28 protein-coding genes are annotated in these 25,511 nt (G+C 69.2%); 12 read left to right on the forward strand and 16 right to left on the reverse strand.

Features of this window, described 5'->3' with window-relative positions:
- Nucleotides 1-143 precede the first annotated feature (143 nt).
- From ACSVC7_RS02745 to ACSVC7_RS02765, 5 genes are all read right to left on the reverse strand, one after another.
- Complete coding sequence (locus ACSVC7_RS02745; protein ID WP_448202702.1) at nt 144-713, reverse strand: hypothetical protein; 570 nt, start codon at nt 711-713, stop codon at nt 144-146.
- 59 nt (nt 714-772) lie between these two features.
- Complete coding sequence (gene dapE / locus ACSVC7_RS02750) at nt 773-1,939, reverse strand: succinyl-diaminopimelate desuccinylase (RefSeq protein ID WP_448202701.1); 1,167 nt, start codon at nt 1,937-1,939, stop codon at nt 773-775.
- A 5-nt stretch (nt 1,940-1,944) separates the two neighbouring features.
- Nucleotides 1,945-2,787, reverse strand: coding sequence for a 2,3,4,5-tetrahydropyridine-2,6-dicarboxylate N-succinyltransferase (dapD, locus tag ACSVC7_RS02755; RefSeq protein WP_448202700.1), 843 nt, complete (start codon nt 2,785-2,787; stop codon nt 1,945-1,947).
- A 76-nt stretch (nt 2,788-2,863) separates the two neighbouring features.
- On the reverse strand, nt 2,864-3,562 hold the full coding sequence (locus tag ACSVC7_RS02760) for a DUF4386 family protein (RefSeq protein ID WP_448202699.1): 699 nt from the start codon (nt 3,560-3,562) through the stop codon (nt 2,864-2,866).
- Between the two features lie 301 nt (nt 3,563-3,863).
- Nucleotides 3,864-4,568, reverse strand: a complete 705-nt coding sequence (locus ACSVC7_RS02765) for a pyrimidine 5'-nucleotidase (protein ID WP_448202698.1) — start codon at nt 4,566-4,568, stop codon at nt 3,864-3,866.
- A gap of 146 nt (nt 4,569-4,714) precedes the next feature.
- Here ACSVC7_RS02765 and ACSVC7_RS02770 point away from each other — a divergent pair, with 146 nt between their 5' ends.
- The 4 genes from ACSVC7_RS02770 (at nt 4,715) to ACSVC7_RS02785 (ending at nt 9,482) form a co-directional block, all read left to right on the forward strand.
- Nucleotides 4,715-6,445: a sensor domain-containing diguanylate cyclase gene (locus ACSVC7_RS02770; protein ID WP_448202697.1), complete on the forward strand. Its 1,731-nt coding sequence runs from the start codon at nt 4,715-4,717 to the stop codon at nt 6,443-6,445.
- Nucleotides 6,442-7,749: a DUF2336 domain-containing protein gene (locus ACSVC7_RS02775; RefSeq protein WP_448202696.1), complete on the forward strand. Its 1,308-nt coding sequence runs from the start codon at nt 6,442-6,444 to the stop codon at nt 7,747-7,749. The genes ACSVC7_RS02770 and ACSVC7_RS02775 overlap by 4 nt, the downstream gene beginning before the upstream one ends.
- Nucleotides 7,750-7,775: 26 nt before the next feature.
- A complete protein-coding gene (locus ACSVC7_RS02780; protein ID WP_448202695.1) occupies nt 7,776-8,414 on the forward strand; it encodes a hypothetical protein in 639 nt (212 codons plus the stop codon).
- Between the two features lie 351 nt (nt 8,415-8,765).
- Nucleotides 8,766-9,482, forward strand: coding sequence for a hypothetical protein (locus ACSVC7_RS02785; RefSeq protein ID WP_448202694.1), 717 nt, complete (start codon nt 8,766-8,768; stop codon nt 9,480-9,482).
- A gap of 3 nt (nt 9,483-9,485) precedes the next feature.
- Here the strand turns inward: ACSVC7_RS02785 and ACSVC7_RS02790 are convergent, their stop codons facing one another.
- On the reverse strand, nt 9,486-10,829 hold the full coding sequence (locus tag ACSVC7_RS02790; RefSeq protein ID WP_448202693.1) for a pentapeptide repeat-containing protein: 1,344 nt from the start codon (nt 10,827-10,829) through the stop codon (nt 9,486-9,488).
- A gap of 375 nt (nt 10,830-11,204) precedes the next feature.
- Between ACSVC7_RS02790 and ffh the strand changes: the two genes are divergently transcribed.
- From ffh to rplS, 5 genes are all read left to right on the forward strand, one after another.
- Nucleotides 11,205-12,572: a signal recognition particle protein gene (gene ffh, locus ACSVC7_RS02795; RefSeq protein WP_448202692.1), complete on the forward strand. Its 1,368-nt coding sequence runs from the start codon at nt 11,205-11,207 to the stop codon at nt 12,570-12,572.
- 69 nt (nt 12,573-12,641) lie between these two features.
- On the forward strand, nt 12,642-13,004 hold the full coding sequence (gene rpsP / locus ACSVC7_RS02800) for a 30S ribosomal protein S16 (protein WP_448202691.1): 363 nt from the start codon (nt 12,642-12,644) through the stop codon (nt 13,002-13,004).
- A gap of 144 nt (nt 13,005-13,148) precedes the next feature.
- Complete coding sequence (gene rimM / locus ACSVC7_RS02805) at nt 13,149-13,742, forward strand: ribosome maturation factor RimM (RefSeq protein ID WP_448202690.1); 594 nt, start codon at nt 13,149-13,151, stop codon at nt 13,740-13,742.
- Nucleotides 13,739-14,539, forward strand: a complete 801-nt coding sequence (trmD, locus tag ACSVC7_RS02810) for a tRNA (guanosine(37)-N1)-methyltransferase TrmD (RefSeq protein WP_448202689.1) — start codon at nt 13,739-13,741, stop codon at nt 14,537-14,539. The genes rimM and trmD overlap by 4 nt, the downstream gene beginning before the upstream one ends.
- 40 nt (nt 14,540-14,579) lie before the next feature.
- The gene (rplS, locus tag ACSVC7_RS02815) at nt 14,580-14,972 is read left to right on the forward strand and encodes a 50S ribosomal protein L19 (RefSeq protein ID WP_448202688.1); all 393 of its coding nucleotides are present in this window, start codon (nt 14,580-14,582) and stop codon (nt 14,970-14,972) included.
- Nucleotides 14,973-15,065: 93 nt separating this feature from the next.
- Here the strand turns inward: rplS and ACSVC7_RS02820 are convergent, their stop codons facing one another.
- The 3 genes from ACSVC7_RS02820 to ACSVC7_RS02830 all read right to left on the reverse strand — a co-directional run bounded on the left by ACSVC7_RS02820 (nt 15,066) and on the right by ACSVC7_RS02830 (nt 16,542).
- Nucleotides 15,066-15,995, reverse strand: a complete 930-nt coding sequence (locus ACSVC7_RS02820) for a DMT family transporter (protein WP_448202687.1) — start codon at nt 15,993-15,995, stop codon at nt 15,066-15,068.
- A gap of 85 nt (nt 15,996-16,080) precedes the next feature.
- On the reverse strand, nt 16,081-16,284 hold the full coding sequence (locus ACSVC7_RS02825; protein ID WP_448202686.1) for a hypothetical protein: 204 nt from the start codon (nt 16,282-16,284) through the stop codon (nt 16,081-16,083).
- A gap of 72 nt (nt 16,285-16,356) precedes the next feature.
- Nucleotides 16,357-16,542: a hypothetical protein gene (locus ACSVC7_RS02830; protein ID WP_448202685.1), complete on the reverse strand. Its 186-nt coding sequence runs from the start codon at nt 16,540-16,542 to the stop codon at nt 16,357-16,359.
- A 158-nt stretch (nt 16,543-16,700) separates the two neighbouring features.
- Here ACSVC7_RS02830 and ACSVC7_RS02835 point away from each other — a divergent pair, with 158 nt between their 5' ends.
- Entirely contained in the window at nt 16,701-17,216 is a 516-nt protein-coding gene (locus ACSVC7_RS02835) for a hypothetical protein (protein ID WP_448202684.1), read from the forward strand.
- Nucleotides 17,217-17,343: 127 nt separating this feature from the next.
- Nucleotides 17,344-18,747, forward strand: coding sequence for a 3-isopropylmalate dehydratase large subunit (gene leuC / locus ACSVC7_RS02840; RefSeq protein ID WP_448202683.1), 1,404 nt, complete (start codon nt 17,344-17,346; stop codon nt 18,745-18,747).
- Nucleotides 18,748-18,824: 77 nt separating this feature from the next.
- Here leuC and ACSVC7_RS02845 read toward each other — a convergent pair whose 3' ends face one another.
- The 7 genes from ACSVC7_RS02845 to ACSVC7_RS02875 form a co-directional block, all read right to left on the reverse strand.
- A complete protein-coding gene (locus ACSVC7_RS02845) occupies nt 18,825-20,159 on the reverse strand; it encodes a branched-chain amino acid ABC transporter permease (protein ID WP_448202682.1) in 1,335 nt (444 codons plus the stop codon).
- A 59-nt stretch (nt 20,160-20,218) separates the two neighbouring features.
- Nucleotides 20,219-20,956, reverse strand: a complete 738-nt coding sequence (truA, locus tag ACSVC7_RS02850; RefSeq protein WP_448202681.1) for a tRNA pseudouridine(38-40) synthase TruA — start codon at nt 20,954-20,956, stop codon at nt 20,219-20,221.
- Nucleotides 20,938-21,891: a methionyl-tRNA formyltransferase gene (gene fmt, locus ACSVC7_RS02855; RefSeq protein WP_448202680.1), complete on the reverse strand. Its 954-nt coding sequence runs from the start codon at nt 21,889-21,891 to the stop codon at nt 20,938-20,940. The genes truA and fmt overlap by 19 nt, the downstream gene beginning before the upstream one ends.
- 27 nt (nt 21,892-21,918) lie before the next feature.
- Entirely contained in the window at nt 21,919-22,431 is a 513-nt protein-coding gene (gene def, locus ACSVC7_RS02860; RefSeq protein ID WP_448202679.1) for a peptide deformylase, read from the reverse strand.
- A gap of 115 nt (nt 22,432-22,546) precedes the next feature.
- Nucleotides 22,547-22,771 carry a hypothetical protein gene (locus ACSVC7_RS02865; RefSeq protein WP_448202678.1) on the reverse strand — a complete coding sequence of 75 codons (225 nt, stop codon included), beginning with the start codon at nt 22,769-22,771 and terminating at the stop codon, nt 22,547-22,549.
- 90 nt (nt 22,772-22,861) lie between these two features.
- On the reverse strand, nt 22,862-23,071 hold the full coding sequence (locus ACSVC7_RS02870; protein ID WP_448202677.1) for a cold-shock protein: 210 nt from the start codon (nt 23,069-23,071) through the stop codon (nt 22,862-22,864).
- Nucleotides 23,072-23,257: 186 nt separating this feature from the next.
- Entirely contained in the window at nt 23,258-24,691 is a 1,434-nt protein-coding gene (locus tag ACSVC7_RS02875) for a DNA recombination protein RmuC (protein ID WP_448202676.1), read from the reverse strand.
- 168 nt (nt 24,692-24,859) lie between these two features.
- On the opposite strand from ACSVC7_RS02875, the gene ACSVC7_RS02880 reads away from it, so the two are divergent.
- Complete coding sequence (locus tag ACSVC7_RS02880; RefSeq protein WP_448202675.1) at nt 24,860-25,450, forward strand: NUDIX hydrolase; 591 nt, start codon at nt 24,860-24,862, stop codon at nt 25,448-25,450.
- Nucleotides 25,451-25,511: the final 61 nt, after the last annotated feature.

Genomic DNA, 25,511 nt, shown 5'->3' on the forward strand with positions numbered 1-25,511 from the left:
TGAATACGTGAATATGTCAATGGTAAGCGCAACGTGAACGCGTCGACAATACTCAATAGCGCTTAGGCTTTATTGTTTCACTCTTGAAACAGAAAATCGGGGATTGTGTAAAGGCTGAAAGATAACGCCGGGCATGGAAGGCGTCAGAGCAGCCCGTCGGCGACGTCGGTGACCACGGCCGACAGGAACAGGTCCAGCATGACCAGACCGGCGGCGGTGATGCCGGGGACGTCCAGCGCGGTGCGCAGGACGAACCACTGGTAGGCCAGCATCGCCATCATGGCGGCGAACACCAGCGTTTCGGACAGCGGCTGCGGCAGCAGGCCGGTCGCGGCCAGAATGACGACCGGCAGATAGACAGCCATCTGCACGACCGAGGACCAGTTGTAGGCGCAGACGAAATCCGCGTAGCGCGTGCGGCGGTCCAGCAGGCCGGTCACGCCGTGCATCACCACGGGGAAGGCCGTCCAGCTGATGACGTAGGCGATGGACTCGACCGTGACGACCTGGATCAGCGGCGCGTCCTGCAACTGGTCCCACAGCCGGATCGCCAGCAGCAGCGCCCAGGCCGGCAGCACGATCACGGCCGCGTAGAAGGACTTCAGCGCCCCTTCGGGCGTGCGGTCCATGTACTGCAACCCGGTCGGGTCCAGCCGAGCCAGACGATAGGCGCCGAACACGGAGTAGGCGACGTCCCGGGCGGTCAGCGGCATGGCGGGTTCACCGGAGGGAGGTGGATAAGGTCACCGGCTTTTCCTCAACCGATCCGGCCTCAACGAAGTCGATCGAACACGTCGCGCAGGATCGCACCATAAATGTCGGTCAGCCGCAGCAGATCGTCCACCGCCGCGTGCTCGTCCACCTTGTGCATCGTTTGCCCGACGAGGCCGAATTCCACCACCGGGCAGAAATTCTTGATGAAGCGCGCGTCCGACGTGCCACCCGTCGTCGAATATTCGGGGCGGCGGCCGGTGACCGCCTCCGCCGCGTCGGCCACCAGCTCGGTCAACGGACCGGGCGGGGTGACGAAGCTGTCGCCGGAGCAGTGCATGTCCAGCTCGTAGGCCCCGCCGCCTGCGTCGGAAAGAACCGTGTCGAAGCGGGCGCGCAGCCACGCCTCCAGGCTTTCCGGCGTGTGGGCGTCGTTGAAGCGGATGTTGAAGGTGGCCTTGCCCTGCGCCGGGATCACGTTGGTCGCCGGGTTGCCCACGTCGATGGTGGTCAGCGCCAGGGTGGAGGGCTGGAAATGGTCGGTGCCTTCGTCCAGCGGCTCCGCCGTGATGGCGGCCAGCATGCGGACGAGGCGGGGCAGGGGGTTGTCGGCCAGATGCGGGTAGGCGACGTGGCCCTGCGCGCCGAAGACGGTCAGGTGGCCGGTCAGGCTGCCGCGCCGGCCGATCTTGATCATGTCGCCCAGCGCCTTGGGGTTGGTCGGCTCCCCGACCACGCAGGCGTCGAGCGTTTCGCCGCGCGCCTTCAGCCAGTCCAGCACCTTCTTCGTGCCGTTGATGGCCACCCCTTCCTCGTCGCCCGTGATCAGCAGGCTGATGGAGCCCTTGGGCGCCCCGTGTTGCTGGAGATGGCGGGCGGTGGCGGCGACGAAGGCGGCGATGGCCCCCTTCATGTCCACGGCACCCCGGCCGTAGAGTCGGCCGTTGTGGATCTCCGCGGCGAAGGGGTCGATGGACCAGCCCTTCAGCTCGCCGGGCGGCACCACGTCGGTGTGCCCGGCGAAGCAGAAGTTCGGCCCCCCGGTGCCCAGGCGGGCGTAGAGGTTGTCCACCGGCGCCGTGCCCTCCTGCTCGAACCGCAGGCGGTGGCAGGTGAAGCCCAGGGGCTTCAGCGCCGCCTCCAGCACGCCCAGCGCGCCGGAATCCTCCGGCGTGACGCTGCGGCAGCGGATCAGGGCCTGGGCGAGGGAGACGGCGTCGGTGGTCATGAGGATCAGTCGCGCAGCAGATCGTTGATGGAGGTCTTGGCGCGGGTCTGCTCGTCCACGCGCTTGACGATGACGGCGCAGTACAGGCCCGGACCGGCCGAGCCGTCCGGCAGCGGCTTGCCGGGCAGGGTGCCGGGCACGACCACCGAATAGGCCGGAACGCGGCCGACGAAAACCTCGCCCGTGTTGCGGTCGATGATCTTGGTCGAGGCGCTGATGAAGACGCCCATGGACAGGACGGCGCCGCGCTCGACGATCACACCCTCGACGACCTCGGACCGGGCGCCGATGAAGCAATCGTCCTCGATGATGACCGGGTTGGCCTGCAACGGCTCCAGCACGCCACCGATGCCGACGCCGCCCGACAGGTGCACGTTCTTACCGATCTGCGCGCAGGACCCGACGGTGACCCAGGTGTCCACCATCGTGCCGCTGTCCACATAGGCGCCGACGTTGACGAAGCTGGGCATCAGGATGACGTTCGGCGCGATGTAGGCGGAGCGGCGGACGACCGCACCCGGCACGGCGCGGAAGCCGGCGACCTGGAACTGGGCTTCCGACCAGCCCTCGAACTTCGGCGGGACCTTGTCGTACCAGGACGCGCCACCGGGCGCGCCGGGGATGGTCTCGTTCGCGTTCAGGCGGAAGGACAGCAGGACCGCCTTCTTCAGCCACTGGTTCACGGTCCAGCCGGCGTCCGTCTTCTGCGCCACGCGCAGGTCGCCGGAATCGAGGCCGGCCAGAGCCTCCTCCACGGCGTCGCGGGCGGGGCCCTTGCTGGCGGCGTTCAGGGTGTCGCGGGTCTCCCACGCGGCGTTGATGGCGGTTTCGAGGCTGGCGTGGCTCATGGCGGCATTCGTTGGGCTGTCGATTCGGAAGGCTCGGAACATGAGGCCCGGCGCGCCGCCTTGTCAACGAGGGTTGTCAGCCGACGTGGGTTCTGCCGGAAGGCCGCGCGGCCAGCCACAGCAGCCAGCCCATCAGCACGACCTCGCCGACGAAGGTGACGCTGGACAGGCTGAAGGACCATGCGGGACGGACGACCACCCGCAGACCGTCCACGACGTAGCCCAGCCCGGCGACGGCCAGAAGCACGGCGACGATGCGGCCCATGACCTTGGACACAGCGGGCGCCCGCGCCGCCGCGAGGCCCAGAAGAAGCAGGTGGAGGCCGAACAGGATCAGGGCGAGCGCCCACCCGTCGAAGAACTGGTTCACCAGCGCCAGCGCGTCCGCAAAGGCGTCGGCGTCCCCCTGCCGGCCGCTCTTCACCGCGTCGTACAGGTCGACGGCGGCCTTCAGTTTGACGATCACCGCCAGGAACAGCGCGGCGTACACCACCCGCGCCGCCGCGGCCAGCGCGGAGACCCGCGGGCTGCCGGGCCGGAAGAACAGCCACAGCGCCCAAGCCGCCAGCACGTCGAGCGCCGCCACGGAGGCCAGCATCCACACGCTCGCCTTCGCCTGATCCAAGGCCCCCACCATGGCCCGGCCGGTCGAAAGGGCGTCCTGGCGGTCGACCAGCGGCACCAGCACGCCGAAATTCGCATAGCCGGCCAGCACCGCCATGGTCAGCAGGCTCACCCCGGCGATCAGCGCCAACAGGCGGCGGTTCATCCCCATCCGAAACATCCCCGGCCAATTCCGCCGGGAGAATAGTCCCGCTCACGCCCGGACGGAAAGCGGGAAGGCGGGGAAGGGCGGGGCGGTCGCGTTTGGAGTGAGGTATCCAATCACAGGACTGCCGTCATCCCCGCGAAGGCGGGGATCCAGGGCAACCAAGCACTCAAACGCGGAGTTTTCTGGATCCCCGCCTTCGCGGGGATGACGAATAGGGAAAGCGGCCGCTCCGCGAAAAATGCCTCACCGGACAGCCGCGACGCATAAAATGCACGTTGTCTCCCGATGCGACGACCGCCGGAATTCAGCCCTGCCGGCCGAGGTCGACCAGCCAGCCGACCAGATCGTCCACCGTGTGGTCGATGTGGCTGCCGGTGCCGACGCCGCCCCCCACGCCGCCCCCCACGCCACCAAGGTCTGGGCGCGCCCAGTCGGCCTCGCTGCGCACCCAGACGGTGGTCATGCCCATGGCGTGGGCGGGCACGAGGTTGCGGGCGATGTCCTCCACCATGCAGGCGGTCTTCGGGTCGATGGCGTAATGCTCCGCCAGCGTGGCGTAGGGGCGCGGGTCGGGCTTGGGCACGTAGCCGGCCTCGACGATGCCGAAGATCGCCTCGAAATGGCCGTCGATGCCCAGCCGGCGGGTCACGTTCTCCGCGTGCCGGACGGAGCCGTTGGTGTAGATGATCTTGCGGCCGGGCAGCCGGTCCAGCGCCCCGGCCAGCGCGGGGGAGGGGGCGACCGGCGTCACGTCGATGTCATGGACATACTCCAGGAACGGGTCCGGATCGATGTCATGCTCGACCATCAGCCCGCGCAGCGTCGTGCCATGCTCGCGGAAGAACCGCTTCTGCATGACGCGGGCCTCGTCGCGGGAGATGCCGAAACGGTCGGCGATGAAGTCCCCGATGCGCCGGTCGACCTGAGCGAACAGGTTGCAGGAGGCGGGATACAGGGTGTTGTCGAGGTCGAAGATCCAGACCCCGGTGTCGCGGAGGGAAGCGGTCATGGGCAGAGAATGGGGCGCGGCGCCCGAACCCGCAAGCCGGATCGCCCGCCCGTGTTGGTTGGCCGGTGATGGTTGATTGAAGATTAATGGCGAAAGCGTAGCATTTTTCGGGTATCCTAAAGGATATGCACCCAGAGGTTTCGTCCGTGTCCGCACAGCCTCCCGTGAACCTTCCGCCGCCCGCCGATCCGGCCGCCCCGCCGGCGCTGACCGCCGCCTATCCGGGGCCGGCGCTGCGGCTGGCCGCCGACCGTTCGGTTGCCGAGGCCAACGCCGCGGCGGAGGAGCTGGTGGCCGGCGATTCGCGTTGGCTGGCGGAGGTGCGGGAGTGGCTGACCCAGTCCAGCGTGGCGCCCGGCCTGCGCTCGGTCCCGGTGGAGGCGGCGCGCGGGCTGATGATCGTCGAATGGGCGGCGGTGCCGCTGCCGGACGGCGGGGTGCTGCTGCTGGGGCGCGACGCGACGCTGGAACGCCAGCTCCGCCACACCCTCACCGAGTCGCGGCAGCGCTACAAGGATCTGGTGGAGGTCTCCACCGACTTCGCCTGGGAAACCGGCGAGGACGGGCGATTCGTCTTCGTCACGCCCAAGGGCGCGCTGGGCTACGGCGCCGATGCGCTGATTGGCCGCGACCCGCGTGACCTCGCCATCGACGAATGGGGCGACCTGCCCTTGCCCTTCGACACGCACCGCCCGGTGGACCAGACGGAGCTGTGGCTGAAATGCGCCGACGGGCGCCCGGCCTGTGTGGTCGCCTCCGCCCTTCCGCTGTACGGGCCGCGCGGGGAATGGGCCGGGGCGCGCGGCGTCTGCCGCGACGTGACGGATCAGGTGCTGCGCGCCGCCGAACTGGCCCGCGTGCGGAACCGCGAACGGCTGCTGGCCCACATCGTCCACACGCTGCGCGACCAGATCGACGCGGCCAAGGCGCTGACCGTCGCGTCGGCGGAGATGGCGCGGGCGCTGAGCGCCGACGGCTGCCGCATCTACCGCGCGTCGGACCTGGGCAGCCTTCAGCCGGTGTCCGACTTCGCCGCCGAAATCCCGGCGGAGCTGGAGCCGGACGCCTTCCGGCCGACGCTGGACGCCGTCGCCGCCTCCGACGAGCCGCTGTCCCTGATGCTCGGGTCGAACCGCGTCCTGGCGGCGCGGACGGAGCACCGGCAGGCGGTCAACGGCGCCGTGGTGGTCTGGCGCGGCGACGACTCGGACCCCTGGGACGATGAGGACCGACTGCTGCTGTCCGGCGTGGCCGACCATGTCGGCATCGCCCACGCCCATCTCGCCTACCAGGAGCGGCTGCGCCGCCTGTCGGAGCGCGACGGGCTGACCGGTCTGTTCAACCGCCGCACCTTCTTCGAACGGCTGGACGAGACGCTGAACCGGCCGGAAACCGGCCCGTCGGCCCTCCTCTACGTCGATCTGGACAACTTCAAGGCGGTCAACGACCTGCACGGCCACCAGCAGGGCGACGCCGTGCTGAAGGCGGTCGGCAACCTGCTGACCAACGGCGTGCGCCCCGGCGACCTGCCGGGCCGGCTGGGCGGCGACGAGTTCGTCCTGTGGCTCGGCCGCACGGACGAGGAGCGCGCCATGATCGTGGCCGATCGCCTGCTGGCCGGGATGGCCACGCTGAACCACCTGTCGGCCAGCCCGGAAAAGCCGCTGGGCCTGTCCATCGGCATCGCCGTGCACCGGCCGGGCCGCGAGACGGTGCAGGAATTGACCGACCGCGCGGATTCCGCCATGTACGACGCGAAGAAGCGCGGGAAGGGCCACTACGCCCTCGCCCCCGAACCGAACCCTGTTCCCGTTTCCGAATCCCCCATCCCCGCATCCCCCGTCCCCGAACCCCACGTCATGGAGACCAACCCGTGACCCGCCGCGCCGAGGTCCTCGACCCCAGCGATTTCGAATCCGCCAAGGCCATGGCGCGCAGCGCCGACCCGGCTGTCCGCCGGCGCGTCGCCGAATACCCCCAGACCCGGCCGGAGCTTCTCTACTTCCTGGCGGCCGACGCCGCGGCGGAGGTTCGGCAGGCCATCGCCACCAACGAGGGCACGCCCCGGCAGGCCGACCTGCTGCTCGCCAAGGACCGCGAGGTGGCGGTGCGCGGCGCGGTGGCGCAGAAGGTTTCCCGCCTGCTGCCCGACCTGTCCGCCGACCAGGCGTCGCAGATCGAGCGGCTGACGCTGGAATGCCTGGAGGCGCTGGCCCGCGACCAGGCGACGGAGGTGCGCGGCATCCTGGCGGAAGCGCTGAAGGATCTGCCCGGCGCCCCGCACAGCGTCATCAACCGGCTGGCCCGCGACGTGGAACTGTCGGTCTGCGCCCCGGTGCTCCAGCACTCCCCGATCCTCACCGACGAGGATCTGGCGGACATCATCATGGGCGGGCCGGTCGCCGGCGCCCTGTCGGCCATCGCCGGCCGCAAGACCGTCTCCGCCTCCGTCGCCGACGCCATCGCGCGCTCCGACGACGAGGCGGCGGTGACCGCGCTGCTCGCCAACCCCTCGGCCCAGATCCGCGAGGAGACGCTGGACCGCATCCTGGACCAGGCCCCGCAGCACGAGCCCTGGCACAGCCCGCTGGTGCGCCGTCCGCGCCTGCCGGCCCGCGCCGTGGTGCGGCTGGCCAGCTTCGTGGCCGACAGCCTGCTGAAGGTGCTGCAGGAGCGCACGGACCTTGATCCCGAGGCGGCGCGCGCCTTGGCCGAGGCGGTGCGGGCGCGGGTCAGCAAGGGTGCGTCCGGCCCCGCGCCGATTCGCGGCCTCGTCGATTTCGGGGAGGAGGAGCTTGGCCCCCTGGAACGGGAAAAGCCCGCCGAGCGCCCGACCGAGAAGGCCGCCCGGCTCGCCAAGGAAGGCAAGCTGACCGAAAAGCTGTTGGAAGGCTCGCTGGCCGAGGGCGACCGCGCCTTCGTCATCGCCGGCATGGCGCAGCTGGCGCAGATCCCGCTGGAGATCATCGACCGCATCCTCGGCACCCATGTGCCGCGCGCCGTCACGGCGCTGGTGTGGCGCACGGGCCTGTCGATGCGCTTCGCCCGGCAGGTGCAGTTGCGGCTTGCCCAGATTCCGCCAAAAACGGCGCTTATGGCTCGGGATGGCGTCGACTACCCGATGACCGAGGACGAGATGCGCTGGCAGCTCGAATTCTTCGGGGTCGAGGAGAGAAAGTGACGCCGCATCAGCAAGCGGAACCGTCCATGCGCGTCCTGTTCCTCGTTTTGTCCTTCCTCGCCTTCCTGTTTCCCGCCCTCAACGCCGCCTCCGCCGCCCCGCCCCCGGCCTCCCCGGAGGAGCGGGAGGTCGCGGCCGTGTTCGAGAGCGCTCGCACCGCCCTGTCGCAGAAGCGCGGCTCGGCGGTGGTCCCGCTGCTCTCCCGCGCGTCGGTCGACAAGCTGGAAACCGTGCGCGACGCCGCCCGCAGCGGCAACGACGCCGGCATCGCCAAGCTGGAACCGGCGGAGAAGTTCGCCGCCATGGGCCTGCGCCGCTACGTCGGCCCGTCGGAACTGCGTCGCATGTCGCTGGGCGAACTGGCCGACCACGGCATGCGCAACGGCTGGCTCGGCCCCAACGTGATCGGCAGCAGCGGCCTCGGCCCCGTCCGGGTCAAGGGCGACCGCGCCTCGGCCCTGCTGCTGGTGGACAACCGCCCGGCGCTCGTCCCCGCCGACTTCGTGCGCGAAGGCGGCAAGTGGCGCATCGACCTGACCAACGTCTTCAACTTCGGCAGCCAAATGATGAAGGGCTTCATCGCCATGTCCGGCAAAACCGAGGACGCCTACATCGCCGACCTTCTGGAAAAGCTCCCCGTCAAGCCGGCGATGATGCATCGGTAACTGTTAGAACGGCCCCTCGCCCGGCTCCGCCGGGAGAGGGAGGGGCCCACCGCAAAGCGGTGGGAGGGTGAGGGCAAGGTTTTCCCAAGAATTCTGCGTCCGCATCACTTGGATTCTCGAGGCAACCTTGCCCTCACCCTCCCGCTTCGCGGGCCCCTCCCTCTCCCATCGGGGATGGGAGAGGGGCTACTCGCAGCGAAAGGTGCTCATCCTTCCTTTTCGCATCGACGCGCGAAAGGCCTCACGCGTTCAGGGCGCGGGTTACGCCTCCTGCGACCACGACGACGGTTGCAGGGATTCTACAAATTGCGTTAGAGTCGCGCCGCACGCACTAAGCGTTGGTGCCCGCCCATGACCGCTCCGGATGGATTTCCCCTCGACGCGTTGGACTCGCGGTCCGACGCGCTTGACCATTCGTCCGTCGGCCTTTTTCCGTCGGCCGCTGCGGGGATCGCTCTGCCCTCCACCATCCCGTACCGAGTCCCCTGCGCGCCGCGCTTCGCCGCCGCCGTCCTGAGGCTCGCCGCGACTCGCGGCGTGGACGCTTCGGCGCTGGCCTCGGCGGCGCTGTTGCTGGCGCCGGACCGGCTGCCCGACCCCGGCGCGCCGGAGGAGGGGGAGGAATTCGCCCACCTGGACCTGCGGCTCGCCCCCGGCCTGGACGGCGCGGCCATTCGCCGGGCGCTGGCGGCGGCGCTGGCGTTGGCCGATCCGGAATGGCAGTTGGTTCCCGCCGCCGAGGTGGGCCGGCTGGAGTCCGCCGTGGAGACGCTGAACTACCGCAACAAGGCGCTGGCCCACGCGCTGGAGCGGGTGTCCTTCCAGCCGCTCGACGGGCAGCTGACGCAGGTCCGCGACGCGGCGCAGCTGTTCGGCTTCGTCAACGAATGGTGCTTCGACGAGGACCGGGTGGTGAAGCGGTTCCGCGAACTCGCCCCGGTCTACCACCCGGACACCGGCGTGGTCGCCTGCCGGGAGCGCATGGCGCAGCTGATCGAGGCCCGCAACCTGCTGATCCGCCACGTCCGCACGGCCTACAGCTCCGGCGCATGGACGAAGCGGCGGTAGGCGTTACGCCCCCACGACCTCGGCCATGTTGGCGCCGTCCAGCACCGCGCCGTCCATGGTCGCACCCGTCAGGTCGGCGCCGGTCAGGTCGGCCTCGCTGAGGTTGGCGCCGCGCAGGTCGGCGCCGGACAGGTTGGCGCCCGACAGGTTCACCTTGCGCAGGTCGGCGTTCTTCAGAATCGCCATGCCCAGCCGGGCGCGCTGGAGGTTGGCGCGCCAGACGTGGCCGCTCATCGTCTGGATGTGCACGGGGCCGAGTTGCGCCTCGGTCAGGTTGGCGCCGGTCAGGGTCGCGCGCTCGAAGTTGATGCCGCGCAGGTCGGCCTTGGTGAAATCGGCCTTGCGCAGGTCGGCCAGAGACAGGTCGGCGATGGCCAGCGTCGCCCCGGCCAGCGAGGCGTTGCGCAGCGTGATGCATTGCAGGATGGCCGCCGACAGGTTGATGCCGCCGAGCTTGCGCCCCGACAGGTCGAGCGCGGAGAGATCGGCGCGCTTCCCGTCCTTGCCGCCGCTGTCGATCCAGGCGAGGTGCAGCGTCAGGATCTCCCGCAGGTCGTCGTCCGGGTTGTCCAGCGTCTTGGCGAGCACCGCGCTGGCGAGGTTGGGGGAGCGGAGCTGGGCGGCGTCCAGGATGGCGCCGATCAGGTTGGTGTTGGTGAAGTTGGCGCGCCCGATGGCGCAACCGGTCATCACCGCCCCGGACAGGCGGGCGCCGGACAGGTTCGCCTCCGTCAGGTCGGCGTCGGTCAGGTCGCAGCCGGTCAGGTTGGAGTTGGTCAGGTTCGCGCGCATGAACTTGGTGCCGCGCAGGATGGCGTCGGTCAGGTCGGTCTGCATCACGAAGGCGTTCGCCACCTTCGCGCGCGACAGGTCGGCGCCGCGGATCACGGCGGCCGACAGCTCCGACGTCAGGACCGAGTCCGAGACGTTGTGCTGCACCATCTCGCCGGCGGAATAATGCAGCAGCGTGCCGTCGCGCAGGTCCACCTCGACCAGCACGGCCTCCGACAGCACGGCCCCGCGCAGGCAGGCGCCGCGCAGGTCGGCCCGGCGCAGGTCGGCCTTCTCAAGGTTGGCCAGCCGCAGGTCGGCGGCGTAGAGGTTGGCGTTCGCCAGATTGGCCCCGGTCAGCCGGGCGCTGAACAGCTTGGCGCCGGACAGGTCGGCGTCCGACAGGTCGATCCCCGACAGGTCCAGGTGCGACAGGTCGCGCATCTTCAGGTTGGCGCGCACGCCGCCGGCCTGGCTCTTGCGGAACGCCTGGTGCCGCAGCAGAACCGTGTTGAGCTGACTCTGCGTCAGCTTCGTGCGCGCCGTGTTCGAACCGAAGCCTTGCTCGGACGACATCGAGGGAGACCCTGGTGTTGTGACGCCGATTACTCTGCTGGGAAGCCCCGAACAAACAGTTAACGATCGGTAACGCTTTAATAAAGTACAGGTATAATGCGTTGCACAAACGCCGTCCATTTCCCTTTTCGTCGGAGGGAAGTTCCGCCTTTGGTTCGCCGCTGCAGGCCTATGCCGCTGGGGGAAAACGGGAGCGGACGGGCGGTGTTGACTCCGGTGGTGCGGATGCGTATGGTCCGCCGACCTGCATCCGTCGAGCCGATCGACCGGGTACCGCCGGCCACCGTGCCGGGGACCTCCGCCAGTCCGCGAGTGTCGCGCACTGGCTCTTTTGCGCTTGCGCGGGTGCGGACCGAAACTGAGGACCGCTGACCCATGTTCGAAGGCCTGACCGGACGCCTGGGCGACATCTTCGACAAGCTGCGCCGCCGCGGCGCGCTGAGCGAGGAGGACGTCAACGCCGCGCTGCGCGAGGTGCGCATCGCGCTGCTTGAGGCCGACGTGGCTCTGCCCGTGGTCAAGCAGTTCGTCAGTCAGGTCAAGGAACGCGCCGTCGGGCAGGAGGTTCTGCGCTCCATCACCCCCGGCCAGCAGGTCATCAAGATTGTCCACGACAACCTCGTGGAGATGCTGGGGGCCGGCGAGGACATCAACCTCAACGCCGCCGCCCCCGTGCCGATCCTGATGGTCGGCCTCCAGGGCTCGGGCAAGACCACCAGCACCGCCAAGATCGCGCTGCGCCTGAAGACCAAGGACCGCAAGAAGGTCCTGATGGCCTCGCTCGACGTGCGCCGCCCGGCCGCGCAGGAGCAGCTGAAGGTGCTGGGCGAGCAGGTCGGCGTCGCCACCCTGCCGATCATCCCCGGCCAGGACCCCGTGACCATCGCCAGGCGCGCCATCGAGACGGGCCGCCTGGAAGGCTACGACGTGGTCATGCTGGACACCGCCGGCCGCCTCGCGATCGACGAGGAGCTGATGGCGGAGGTCGCGGCCGTGCGCGACGCGACGAAGCCGGCGGAAACGCTGCTGGTCGCCGACGCCATGACCGGCCAGGACGCGGTGACGGTCGCCACCAACTTCAACGACAAGGTCGGCATCACCGGCATCATGCTGACCCGCGTGGACGGCGACGCCCGCGGCGGTGCGGCCCTGTCGATGCGCCAGATCACCGGCAAGCCCATCAAGCTGCTGGGCATGGGCGAAAAGATCGACGCGCTGGAGCCCTTCCACCCCGACCGCATCGCCGGCCGCATCCTCGGCATGGGCGACGTGGTGTCGCTGGTGGAAAAGGCCGTCGAGACCATCGACAAGGAAGAGGCCGAAAAGCTCGCCCGCAAGATGGAGAAGGGCCAGGGCTTCGACCTCGACGACATGGCCTCCCAGCTGAAGCAGCTGCGCAAGATGGGCGGCATGTCCGGCCTGATGGGCATGCTGCCGGGCATCGGCAAGATCAAGAACCAGCTGAAGGACGCCAACATCGACGACGGGATGATCAAGCGCCAGGAGGCGATCATCTCCTCGATGACGAAGGCGGAGCGCAAGAACCCCGACATCATCAAGGCGTCGCGCCGCAAGCGCATCGCCGCCGGCTCCGGCACCAGCGTGCAGGAGGTCAACAAGCTGCTGAAGCAGTTCGACACCATGCGCGGGATGATGAAGCAGGTTCAGAAGCTCGGCCAGAAGGGCCTGATGCGCCACGGGCTGCAAAGCCTGCTGCCGAAGAATTTCCGGGGGCTGCAATAGCCCTCGGCTTATACCCCGCGTGACGCACGCGATTGTTTCTAACGACCAACCAGGAAAGCGTTTCATCCCATGTCCCTGAAGATCCGTCTCGCCCGCGGCGGCGCCAAGAAGCGCCCGTTCTACTCGATCGTCGTCGCCGATTCGCGCAGCCCGCGTGACGGCCGCTTCATCGAGAAGATCGGCACCTACAACCCGATGCTGCCGCGCGAGCATGAGCAGCGCATCGTCCTGGACGCCGAGCGCGCCAAGCATTGGCTGTCGGTCGGCGGCCAGCCGACGGACCGCGTCGCCCTGTTCCTGGCGAACGCCGGCCTGATCGCCAAGCCGGAAATCCGCGAGACCCCGAAGAAGTCCGCCCCGAAGGCGAAGGCCCAGGAGCGTCTGAAGGCCGAAGCCGCCGCCAAGGCCGCCGCCGAAGGCGCCGAGGGCTGATCTCCCGACCCTCTCCCCTCTGGGGAGAGGGTGGCCCGATAGGGCCGGGTGAAGGGGATGCGCGTGGGCCGGACGTTCGGCATGCGCGGGCCCCCCTCACCCCGACCCTCTCCCCGGAGGGGAGAGGGGGAGAGGATGAAGACCATGTCCACCAAAGTCTGCGTCGGCCAGTTCGCCGGAGCGCACGGGGTCCGCGGCCTCGTGAAGCTGAAGAGCTTCACGGAGGATCCGGACGCCGTGGCCTCCTACGGCCCGCTCTCCGACGAGCGGGGCGGGCGGCTGTTCCGGCTGTCGCTCCAGGGCACCATGAAGGACCTGTTCCTGACCCGCGTCGAGGGCATCTCGACGCGCGAGCAGGCGCAGGAGCTGACCGGTGTCCGGCTCTATGCGGACCGCTCGGCCCTGCCGGAGACGGAGGACGAGGACGAGTTCTACCACGCCGACCTCATCGGTCTGCGCGCGGAACTCGCCGACGGTGCCGTCTACGGCCGGGTGAAGGCGCTGTATGACTTCGGGGCCGGCGACGTGCTGGAGATCCGCACCGAGTCGGGCTCGCTGGAAATGCTGCCCTTCACCAGGGTCTGCGTGCCGGTGGTGGACGTGAAGGGGGGCCGCGTCGTGGTCGACCTTCCCGCCGTCATCGAGGCGCGGGAAGGGGAGGCGCGGGAAGGGAAGGACGACGACGGGGATGCGCCGGAAGGCGCGAATGACGCTGAAGAGGGGGAGGCTGCGCCGTGAATCACGGTGCCTCCGGCCCCCTTGCCTGGACGGTCAAGGTCCTGACGCTGTTCCCGGAGATGTTTCCGGGCCCGCTGGGTCACAGCCTCGCGGGAAAGGCGCTGGAAAATGGAGTCTGGGCGCTGGAATCAGTGGACATTCGCTCGTTCGCGCGCAATAAACATCGCTCCGTCGATGACACCCCCTTCGGCGGTGGGGCCGGCATGGTCATGCGGCCCGACGTGCTGGACGCGGCGCTGACCGCGACGGCGGGTCCTCCCGGGACCCCTGGACGCGGGCGGGCGATCTACCTGTCGCCCCGCGGACGGGTGTTGACCCAGGAGCTGGTCAAGGAGCTGGCGGCCACCCCGGTGGTCACGCTGCTCTGCGGCCGGTACGAGGGGGTGGACGAGCGGGTGCTGGACGCGCACGGCCTTGAGGAGGTCAGCCTCGGGGACTTCGTGCTGTCCGGTGGCGAAACCGCCGCGCTGTGCCTGATCGATGCCGTGGTGCGCTTGCTCCCCGGCGTCATGGGCAACGACGCGACGGCGGGCGAGGAGAGTTTCGAACGGGGGTTGCTCGAATACCCCCACTACACCCGGCCGGCGGTCTGGACCGACGGGCAGGGTGTGGAACGGTCGGTCCCGGACATCCTTTTGTCCGGCCACCACGAGAAGGTTCGCGCCTGGCGGCTCGCCGAGGCGGAGCGGATCACGCAGGCCCGGCGTCCGGACCTGTGGGACCGCTACGAGGCGGGCAGGAAGGCCGAGGGTCAGATTGGGAAACGGGGTCGCCGGCGCGGCCCGAAACCGGAGTGACGGTCCGCCGCGAGGCGCACCGATGAAAAGGGGTAGTGTCATGAACCTGTTGCAGCAGCTCGAGCAGGAGCAGATCGAGAAGGCCCTCGGCGGCAAGACCATTCCGGAGTTCTCGCCGGGCGATACCGTCCGCGTGAACGTGAAGGTGGTCGAAGGCACGCGCGAGCGCGTCCAGGCCTACGAGGGCGTCGTGATCGCCCGCCGGAACGCCGGCGTGAACTCGTCCTTCACCGTGCGCAAGATCAGCTACGGTGAGGGTGTGGAGCGCGTGTTCCCGCTCTACTCGCCGCGCCTCGACTCGATCGAGCTGGTCCGCAAGGGCGCCGTCCGTCGCGCCAAGCTGTACTACCTGCGCGACCGTCGCGGCAAGTCGGCCCGTATCGCCGAGCGCACGACCGGCCGCGGCATGAACGTGAAGGCCGCCGCGGAGTAATCCGGCCCCTTTCGTTCGATCAGGCTTCCAGCGCCCGCCCGGAGACCTCCGGGCGGGCGTTTGGCGTTGCGGCTTTGGCATTGTGGTGTTGCGTCACCGCGCCCGCATCGTCGTGACGATCCCGGCGCCGATCAGGGCGACGGCGACCAGCACGCCGGCTGTCAGCGGCTCGCCCAGGAAGGCGGCGCTCAGCAGCAGGGCGGTGATGGGGACGAGGCAGACGATCTGCCCGGCCTGGGCGGCGGGCATGGCGGTCAGTGACTTCGCCCACCACCAGTAGCAGAGGCCCGTGGCGACCAGCCAGTTGAAGGCCAGCACGGTGCCGAGCGCCGGCGTCCAATGGATCGGCCGCGCGTGCTCCGCCGCCAAGGCCAGCGGAGCGGTCAGGACGGCGCTGACGGCGATCTGCCAGAAGGTCTGCGTCCAGAAGGGAGTCTGCCAGCCGCCCCGGCGGCGGTAGAGCGTCGCCCCCACCGCCCAGCTCAGCGCGCAGCCCAGCAGAAGGCCGTTGCCCAGCAGCACCGACCCGTTGCTCCAGTCCACCAGCGACGGGTTGAAGAAGACCAGCACGCCCGCGAAGGTCAGCATCGCCCCGGCCACGCGCCGTCCGGTAAAGCGCTCGCCCACCAGCAGAACGCCGAGCGGCAGAGCCCACATCTGCATGGTGTAGGCCAGCACCGCCGCCCGTCCCGGCGGCACCACGCGCAGGCCGATGGCGCTCATGTCCAGCATGCCCGCCACCTGCAACAGCCCGACGACGGCCAGCGGCCAGCGCTCGCCCCGCTTCGGCAGCAGCGGAAAGCGCAACACCCGCGACAGGATGGCGAGCACCGAGGCCGCGCCGATGAAGCGCAGGGCGCAGAAGGTCAGCGGCCCGATGTCGGACAGCGCCGTCTTCATCAGGGGCCAGTTGGCCCCCCAGAACAGAACAATTCCCGCAAGCTGCGCGTAGACGGCCGTCCCTGGGCCACTGCGCCCTGTGGCGCGCGGCATGGCCCGGTCTGTTATGGGCTCGTCGGCCATGGGTCCTCCCAACCCTATGTTTTGCGCCATACTACGGTGTGCGCGAGGGCGGGAGGATTGCTTTCCCTGGGCGGCTGGTCCGCGCTCAATCCAACTGGAAGATTTTCTGGCCGACGCCGCTGTCCAGCAGGATGGTGGCGAACAGGGTCAGCATCGGCACGATGAACATCAGCCCGATGACGACGCGGATGAGGATGTCCTTGCGCCGCGCCGACCGGCAGATGGGGCAGTCGTCGGGGCCGTGCCCGTATTCCGAGTCGCAGTTGGCGCAGACGGGGGCGTTTTCCATGGTGAAGGTCCGACCGAAGAAACCGGCGGGCATTCTCACCGATGCACCGCCGCTCCGCGCATTAAAGATTTTTCATTGCCCGAAGCCGGTCAGGACCTGAATCCCGAACCACCCCACCAGCGCCAGGATCACCAGCATGATCACCGTGGTCAGAATGGCGATGTTGGTCTGCCGGATGCGCCGGCAGTTCGGGCAGGACGGCAGATCGGCGGGGTAGGGCGTCTCGCAGCGCTCACAGCGGACAGTGCGGTCCGTCACGGGAACAGCCTTTCTTATGGGCGGAATGGGTGGACGCTAGCACAGGGAACGCGGCGCTTCCAGGCGGGCGGGACATGGTGTCGCTGGGGTCGAATGCGTCTGTACGGGGACGGGTTGCGTGGGGCACAAGCGCGCATCCCTTTCCCCGCAGATGACGCATGCTCCGTCCCGATCTCGATGCGATCCTGACCGAATGGCGCGAGTCCCTCGGGAACGACTTCGCCGCCTACCGCAACCATGCCCGGCGGATGCACCGCTTCGCCGTCGCGCTCGCGGGCGTCGAGGACGACGGGCGGATCGCGGTGGCCGCGGCCTTCCACGACCTGGGCATCTGGACCGACGGCACGCTCGACTATCTCGAACCGTCCGCCCGCCTGGCCGCCGGCTGGCTGGCCCAACAGGGGCTGTCCGGCTGGACGGACGAGGTCGCGGCGATGATCGTCAACCACCACAAGCTGACGCCCGTCCGGGGCGCGCCGCTGGTGGAGGCGTTCCGCCGCGCCGATCTGGTCGACCTGTCGCTGGGGCTGATCCGCTTCGGCCTGCCCGCCGGCCTTGTCGCGGAGGTGCGCCGGGAATTCTCGAACGCCGGGTTCCACCGCCGGCTGGCCCGGCTGCTCGGGCGGCGGCTGAGGACGCACCCGCTGGACCCGATGCCGATGATGCGGTTGTAGGTTGCTCGACCCCGGAGTCACGGCCTTTTCCCGGGGGCCTTGTCCTGGCGGAAAGACACCGCTATTGTGCGGCCCTCTTACCGCACGCTTTGTTCGTCCGGCCTGCCGCTCGCGAGAGAGAATTGCTATGTCCAAGCCGCGCACTCTGTTCGACAAGATTTGGGACAGCCATGTCGTCCATCGCCAGGACGACGGCACCTGCATCCTCTACATCGACCGCCATCTGGTCCATGAAGTGACCAGCCCGCAGGCGTTCGAGGGGCTGCGCCTTGCCGGCCGTCAGGTGCGCCGTCCGGAAGCGACGCTGGCCGTGCCGGACCACAACGTGCCCACGACCAACCGCGCCGAGGGCATCAAGGAAGAAGAGAGCCGCATCCAGGTAGAAACCCTGGACAAGAACGCGCGCGACTTCGGCATCCGCTACTTCCCGATGGACGACATCCGCCAGGGCATCGTCCACATCGTCGGTCCGGAGCAGGGCTTCACGCTGCCCGGCGCCACCATCGTCTGCGGCGACAGCCACACCGCGACCCATGGTGCCTTTGGCGCCCTGGCCTTCGGCATCGGCACGTCGGAGGTGGAGCATGTGCTCGCCACCCAGACGCTGCTGCAGAAGCCGGCCAAGAACATGCTGGTCCGCGTCGACGGCGAACTGCCGCCGGGCGTGACCGCCAAGGACATCGTGCTGGCGATCATCGGCAAGATCGGCACCGCCGGCGGCACCGGCCACGTCATCGAGTTCGCCGGCGAGGCCATCCGCGGCCTGTCGATGGAAGGCCGCATGACCGTCTGCAACATGGCGATCGAAGGCGGCGCCCGCGCCGGCCTGATCGCCCCGGACGAGAAGACCTTCGAATATGTGAAGGGCCGCGCGCTCGCCCCGAAGGCCGGCGCCTGGGAGCAGGCCGTCGCCTACTGGAAGACGCTGCCGTCGGACGAGGGTGCGGTCTACGACACCACCGTCGTGCTGAACGCCGCCGACATCGTCCCGCAGGTCACCTGGGGCACCAGCCCGGAGGACGTGCTGCCGATCACCGCGACCGTGCCGAACCCGGCCGACGTGGCGGACGCCGGCAAGCGCGCCGCCGTCGAGCGCTCGCTGGCCTACATGGGCCTGACGCCCGGCCAGAAGCTGACCGAGGTGAAGGTGGACACGGTCTTCATCGGCTCCTGCACCAACGGCCGCATCGAAGACCTGCGCGCCGCCGCCGACATCGCCAAGGGCCGCAAGGTGGCCGAGGGCGTGCGCGCCCTGGTCGTCCCCGGCTCCGGCCTCGTCAAGGAGCAGGCGGAGGAAGAGGGTCTGGACCAGATCTTCACCGAAGCCGGCTTCGAGTGGCGCGAGCCCGGCTGCTCCATGTGCCTGGCGATGAACGCCGACCGCCTGTCGCCGGGCGAGCGCAGCGCCTCCACCTCGAACCGCAACTTCGAGGGCCGTCAGGGCCGCGGCGGCCGCACCCACCTCGTCAGCCCGGCCATGGCCGCGGCGGCCGCGATCACCGGCCACCTGACCGACGTGCGCGCGCTGTAATCCACGCGCTTTGACGGGAAGAAACGCGAGGGGGCCGAAAGGCCCCCTCGTTCTTTTCGGGGCATTGTTTTCGGGGCTCAATCCCCGCGGTTGCGGTCCTTGCCCAACAGGCCGTGAGGGCGGTAGATCAGGAACAGGGTCAGCAGGCCGAAGGCCACGATGTCCTTGTAGGCGATGGCGAAATAGGCCGACCAGAAGGTCTCCACCAAGCCCAGCAGCGCGCCGCCCAGCATGGCGCCGGGGACCGAGCCGATGCCGCCCACCACGGCGGCGGCCAGCGCCTTGAAGCCCACCAGATAGCCCGTGTAGAAGTTCACCCCGCCGTAATACAGCGCGATCACGGCCCCCGCCGCCGCGGCCAGCGCGCCGCCGACCGCGAAGGTGGTGGCGACGGTGCGGTTGACGTCCACCCCGACCAGTTCCGCCGCCTCCACGTCGTCGGCGCAGGCGCGGTGGGCGCGCCCATAGGCGGTGCGCTGCATGATGGCCCACAGCAGCGCGTAGAGCCCACCGGTCATCAGCAGGATCACGGCTTGGGAAGTCAGGGCGGTCACCGTGAAGGAACCGTCGCTGAACAGCTCGTGCCGGTCGGCCAGGATCGGGGCCGGCCACCAGTCGCGGGCGCCGTGCAGCAGCCGCACGCCCTCCTGATAGGCGATGGACAAGCCCACGGCGGTGATCAGCGGCGTGTGGCTGTGCACCTTGCGCAGGCGGCGGAAGACCAGCCGGTCCATGGTCCAGCCCTGCACGGCGGTCAGCGCCATGACGGTGACCAGCACTCCCAGCACCGCCAGCGGCACGGTTCCCAGCCCGGCCATCGCCAGCGCCGCCGCCCCCATGGCGGTCAGCATGGCGCCGAGCATGGTCAGTTCCCCCATCGCCAGATTGATCTGCCCGAGGATTCCGTAGACCAGCGTGTAGCCGAGCGCCAGCAGGCCGTAGACGCAGGCGACCGTGGCCGCGTTGATGATCTGTTGCAGGAAGAACAGCCAGGGCGCCCAGTCCGTGGGTGCTGCCGGGTGCGACGCGGTGGTTTCCGGCGCCAACCCCGACACCAACGCCATGTGCGCGGCGGGCAGGCGCGCCCAGACGCGCAGCATGGTGAACTGCATGTCGGTCAGCGGCCCGGTGCGGTCGGTCGCCACCGCCTCCAGCTCATGCCGGCGCGTGTCGAAGAAGCGGCCGCCGAAACGGCACTCGATCCAGTGCTCCTCGATTCCGGCCCGGTAGTTCAGCCGGACGGACGGCGCGGCGTCGGGCGTCTGCGTGGCCTCGACCTGGGAGACAGGGCCGGAATCGAAGGCGGGGATCAGCCGGCCGCACAGGGTGGCCTGTTCGCTGTCCACCCCGCAACCGGTTAGCGCCGGCAGGGCCACGCACAGCAGGAAAAAAAGCAGGGCAAGGCGACGCAAGGCGGGTGGTCACCGGTTTGTTCGTCCACCCACCACGCTATCCCGAAAACCGAAGCCTGTCAGTAGCGTGCCGCGACGAAATAAAGCCCGTCCGGTGGCGCGGTCGGCCCAGCGGCGGAGCGGTTGCGGGCCTCCAGCGCCCGGCGCACGTCGTCCGGCGTCCATTTGCCGGCCCCGACCATCTCCAGTGTGCCCACCATGTTGCGCACCTGATGGTGCAGGAAGGAACGCGCCGCCGCGTGCACGCGCACCTCCTCGCCGACCCGCTCCACCGACAGGCTGTCCAGCGTCTTCACGGGAGACTTGGCCTGACAGAGCGAGGCGCGGAAGCTGGTGAAGTCGTGCTGGCCGACCAGGGCCTGCGCCGCTGCGTGCATCGCCTCGGCGTTCAGCGGGCGGGTGACGTGCCACGCGCGTCCGGCGTCCAGCGCCAGCGGGGCGCGGCGGTTGACGATGCGGTAGACGTACGCCCGGCCGAGGCAGGTCATGCGGGCGTGGAAATCCCCGGGCACCGCCTCGGCCAGCAGGATGGCGACCGGCGCCGGCTTCAGGTGGAAGTTCAGCGCGTCCCGCAGCTTCAGCCCGGTGAAGGGCTTCTCCAGGTCGAAGTGGCAGACCTGACCCAGCGCGTGTACGCCCGCGTCCGTACGTCCCGACGTGTGGACACGTACGGTCTCTCCCGACAGGCGCTCGATGGCCTCTTCCAGCGATTGCTGGACGGAGGGGCCGTTGTCCTGCCTCTGCCAGCCGACGAAAGGCCGGCCGTCATATTCGAGGGTCAGCTTCCAGCGCTGCATGCGGCGTTTTCGAGAACGGAGCCGACGGGCAGGGCGAAGCCGCGCAGGAAGGCGGCGCCGTCCACCGGCGCTTTGCCGGGCCGCTGCACGGCGGTCAGGCGCACCGCGCCGTCGGCGCAGGCGATGGTCAACCGGTCGTCCAGCAGCGTGCCGGGTGCCGCTTTACGGGCGTCTGGCGACGGTTCGGCCTTCAGCACCTTGATCCGTTCGTTCCTGATGTCGAACCAGCAGCCGGGCCAGGGGGTGAGGGCGCGCACCTGCCGCTCCACATACGCCGCGTCGCGGGTCCAGTCCAGCCGGCCGTCCTCGCGGGTCAGCTTGGCGGCGTAGGTCACGCCCTCTTCGGGCTGCGGCTCGGCGGTCAGGCGGCCCTCGGCGATGCCGTCCAGCGCCTCCACGATCAGCCGGGCGCCCATGGCGGCGAGGTCGTCGTGCAGGCTGGTGGCGGTGGTATGCGCCGTAATCGGCACCCGGTCCTTCAGCAGCATGGCGCCGGTGTCGAGCCCGATGTCCATCTGCATGATGGTGATGCCGGTCTCCGCGTCGCCGGCCAGAATGGCGCGCTGGATGGGGGCCGCCCCGCGCCAGCGCGGCAGCAGCGAGCCGTGCACGTTCAGGCAGCCCAGGCGCGGCGCGTCCAGCACCGGCTGCGGCAGGATCAGCCCATAGGCGGCGACCACGGCGGCGTCGGCCTTCAGCGCGGCGAACTCGGCCTGCGCTTCCGCGTTGCGCAGCGACTTGGGCGTGCGCACGGGGATGCCGTGCTCCTCGGCGAAGCGGTGGACCGGGGATTTCTGCACCTGCTGGCCGCGTCCGGCGGGGCGGGGCGGCTGGCTGTAGACGCAGGCGACCTCATGCCCCGCCTCGACCAGCGCGCGGAGGCTGGGCACGGCGAAGTCCGGCGTGCCCATGAAGACGAGGCGAAGCTTGGGCATTGGTCAGGTGGTCCGGGAACGGGGTGGTCAGGCGTTCGTACGCTGCATCTTCTGCACTTTGCGCAGGATCATGTTGCGCTTCAGCATCGACAGGTAATCGACGAACAGCACGCCGTTCAAGTGGTCGATCTCGTGCTGGATGCAGGTGGCGAGCATGCCGTCAGCATCCATCTCCCGCAGCTCGTTCTTTTCGTCGAGGTACCGGATGCGCACCGCCACCGGCCGGGTCACCTCGGCGAACTGGTCGGGCACCGACAGGCAGCCTTCCTCGCACACGGCCTTTTCGTCCGACGCCCAGATGATTTCCGGGTTGGCGAGGCGGATGGGGTTCGGCGGCTCGTCCTTCTCGTGCACGTCCACGACGATGACACGTTCCAGCACGCCGATCTGCGGAGCCGCAAGGCCGATGCCCTTCGCGGCGTACATGGTCTCGACCATGTCGTCCATCAGCTTGGCGATGCGCGCATCGACCTTGTCGACGGGCTTCGCCTTCTGCTTCAGGACCGGGTGCGGGGCGACGAGGATATCCAGAACGGCCATGGGAACTCGGCAACGGTGCGGGGGACAGTTACAAAATTCCAAAATATGGAGGGCGGGCCGCGAGGTCAAGGAACGCCGATGTTCCGACATCAACGACCCGCTGCGGACAGATCGCTCAGGTCGGGGAGCGGGTGATCGTCTTGATGGGGCCGCGCGGGTTGCCGGACATTTCGGCGATCTTGCGGTCCTGCTCCTCGATGAACTCGCGGGCCGGCTCGTCGCCGTCCAGGCCGCCGACGAGGGCGCTGGGGACCTTGCGGTTGGAGGTGCGGGCACCGTCCTGGTAGAGAACGTCGAACAGCACGAAGCCGTTGTCGACCGGTTGCTTCTTCTTGGCCATGGGAATTCTCTGACGTCAACGTTTGGAAGGGGCGCAACGGAAAGGGGCACCGGTTGCCCGGTGCCCCTTCGCAACGCCGTGAGCGGTGGCTCAAACGGCCTTGAGGTTCTCCGCCGAGGTCTTGCCGCGCTTCGGGTCGCGCTGCTCCTCGTAGGACACCTTCTGGCCTTCGTTCAGGCCGCGCAGGCCGGCACGCTCGACCGCGGAGATGTGGACGAACACGTCCGCGCCGCCGTTTTCCGGCTGAATGAAGCCATAACCCTTGGTGCTGTTGAACCACTTGACGGTGCCGACGGGCATGGAAAGCTCTCCGATTGAATGAGTGGCGCCGCATCGGCCGGTGCGGCGCATCATACTGTGTCCAGGCATAGCGACGATCTGGGCACCCGAAGGCGGATCGGTCCGGCAGTCCGAAGCAGAATGACAGGAGGGAGATTGGGGCCGCCCTGGGCCATTACAAGGCAAAATGAGGTTGCCGGTTTCCCTTTACGCTCCCACTTTCGCCCGCAGCTCCGGCGCCTGGAGCTGGCGCGGGGCGTGGTCCAGCGGTTCCAGCAGCGGCAGGTCGTCGGTTCCGTCGGGCGTCACATGCAGGTCGCGGAAGCGCCGCGCGCTGACCAGGACGCGCGATTCCAGGCTGCCGACCGCGCCGTTGTAGCAGCCGACGGCCTTCTCCAGCTGCGACCCCAGCCGCTCCATGTGGCCGCCCAGGTCGTGCAGGCGTTTGTAGAGTTCGGCGCCCAGCGCGCTGATCTCCCGCGCGTTGTCGGCCAGCCGCTCCTGCCGCCAGCCGTAGGCGACGGCGCGCAGCAGCGCGATCAGCGTCGTCGGCGTGGCGAGGATCACGCGGTGGTCGATGCCCGCCTCGATCAGCGCCGGGTCATGCTCCAGCGCGGCGGAGAAGAAGTTCTCGCCGGGCAGGAACAGCACGACGAATTCCGGCGTGTCGTCGAACTGGTCCCAGTAGGCTTTGGCGCCCAGCTGCTTCATGTGCTCGCGCACATGGCGGGCGTGGCGGGACAGCCCGTCGCGGCGCGCGCCGTCGTCCTCCGCCTGCACGCCGTCGAGATAGCCTTCCAGCGGTGTCTTGGCGTCCACCACGATGGTCTTGCTGCCGGGCAGCTTCACCACGAGGTCCGGGCGCAGCTTGCCGGCCGCGCCGGCGCCGGTTGAGGCGTCCACGCTCGCCTGCTCCACGAAGTCGCAATGGTCGAGCATGCCGGCCATCTCGCAGACCCGGCGGAGTTGGATTTCGCCCCAGCGCCCGCGCGCCACCGGCGTGCGCAGCGCCCGCACGAGGTTGCCCGTCTCCGCGCGCAGCTGCGTCTGCGTCTCCAGCAGGGAGAGCACCTGCTGCTTCAGCCCCTCATAGGCGCCGGCGCGGGTGCGTTCCATCTCCTGGATCTGGCCGTCCATCTTTTCCAGCGACTGGCGCACCGGGGCGACGATGTCGGAGATGGCCGCCTGCCGCTTCTCCAGGTCGCCCTTCGCCTGCTCCTGGAAATTCGCCAGGGTTTCCTTGGCGAGGTCGAGGAAGCTCTGGTTGTTCGACCGCAACGCCTCCGCCGACAGGGCCTTGAAGCTGTCGGACAGGGTGGCCTGCGCCTGTTCCAGCAGGGCCAGCTTCTCCGCCGTCGCCGCGCGTTCCTTGGCGAGCGTGGTGGTCAGCTCGGCCTGACGCTCGCGGGCGGCGGTCAGCTCGCCGGTCAGGCGGGCGATCTGGTGGTCGCGCGCCTCCACCTCCTCGCGCAGGTCGTCCTCGATCCGCTCCGCGAGGCCGAGGCGGGTCGTCAGCTCGGCCCGGACGCCGTTGGCTTCGGCCTCGGCCCGCGCGGCGATCACCCACGCGACCGCCCCCGCGAGCACCGCCCCCAGCAGGAACCCAAGCGCCAGCGACGCCCCGTCGAACGCGAACTGCATGCGATACCCCGGCTTTCTTCCGTGGTCTTTTTCCCTGGTTCGGCAGCCTACAGGAAGGCAAGCGGGAACGAAACGCGAAAGAGAACGGGTGCGGAACGTGGGCTTGGCTTTATGGATGCGTCGTTTGGCGGGCTTGCCGGCCTCTTCCGCGTGGTCCATATCCGACCCATGTCCGAGGATAAACCCTGTTCCCCTGAAGTTGGCTGCCCCGACAGTGGGTGCCAAGGCCCCCGCGTCCGCGCCATCCCGCCCGGCGAGGACCGGGAGCGGCTGATGTGTCCGGACTGCGGCTACATCGCCTACCAGAACCCGCTGATCGTGGTGGGGGCGGTGGCCGTGTGGCAAGACCGCATTCTGCTGTGCCGCCGCGCCATCGAGCCGCGCAAGGGCTTCTGGACCCTGCCCGCCGGCTTCATGGAGGAGCGGGAAAGCACCATGGAGGGCGCCGCCCGCGAGGCGTGGGAGGAGGCGCGGGCGCGAATCGCGATCGATTCGCTGCTGGCCGTCTACGACATTCCGCGCATCAGTCAGGTGCAGATGATCTTCCGCGCGCGCCTGCTGTCGCCCGACGTCTCCGCCGGCCCGGAAAGCCTGGAGGTCGGCCTGTTCCACTGGGACGAGATCCCCTGGGACGAGCTGGCCTTCCCGACCGTGCACTGGGCCTTGCGGGAACACCGCGAACGGCTGGGACGCGACGACTACGCCCCGGCCGTCAACCCGACCCCGGACCGGCTGGCCCTGTGGGACCGGATGCTCTGAATCGGCAGGGGGCGCGTAGCCGGGGCGCGTAGCGCGTAGGTTGGGTTAAGCGCCAGCGCAA

Source organism: Azospirillum mesophilum, assembly GCF_053470405.2.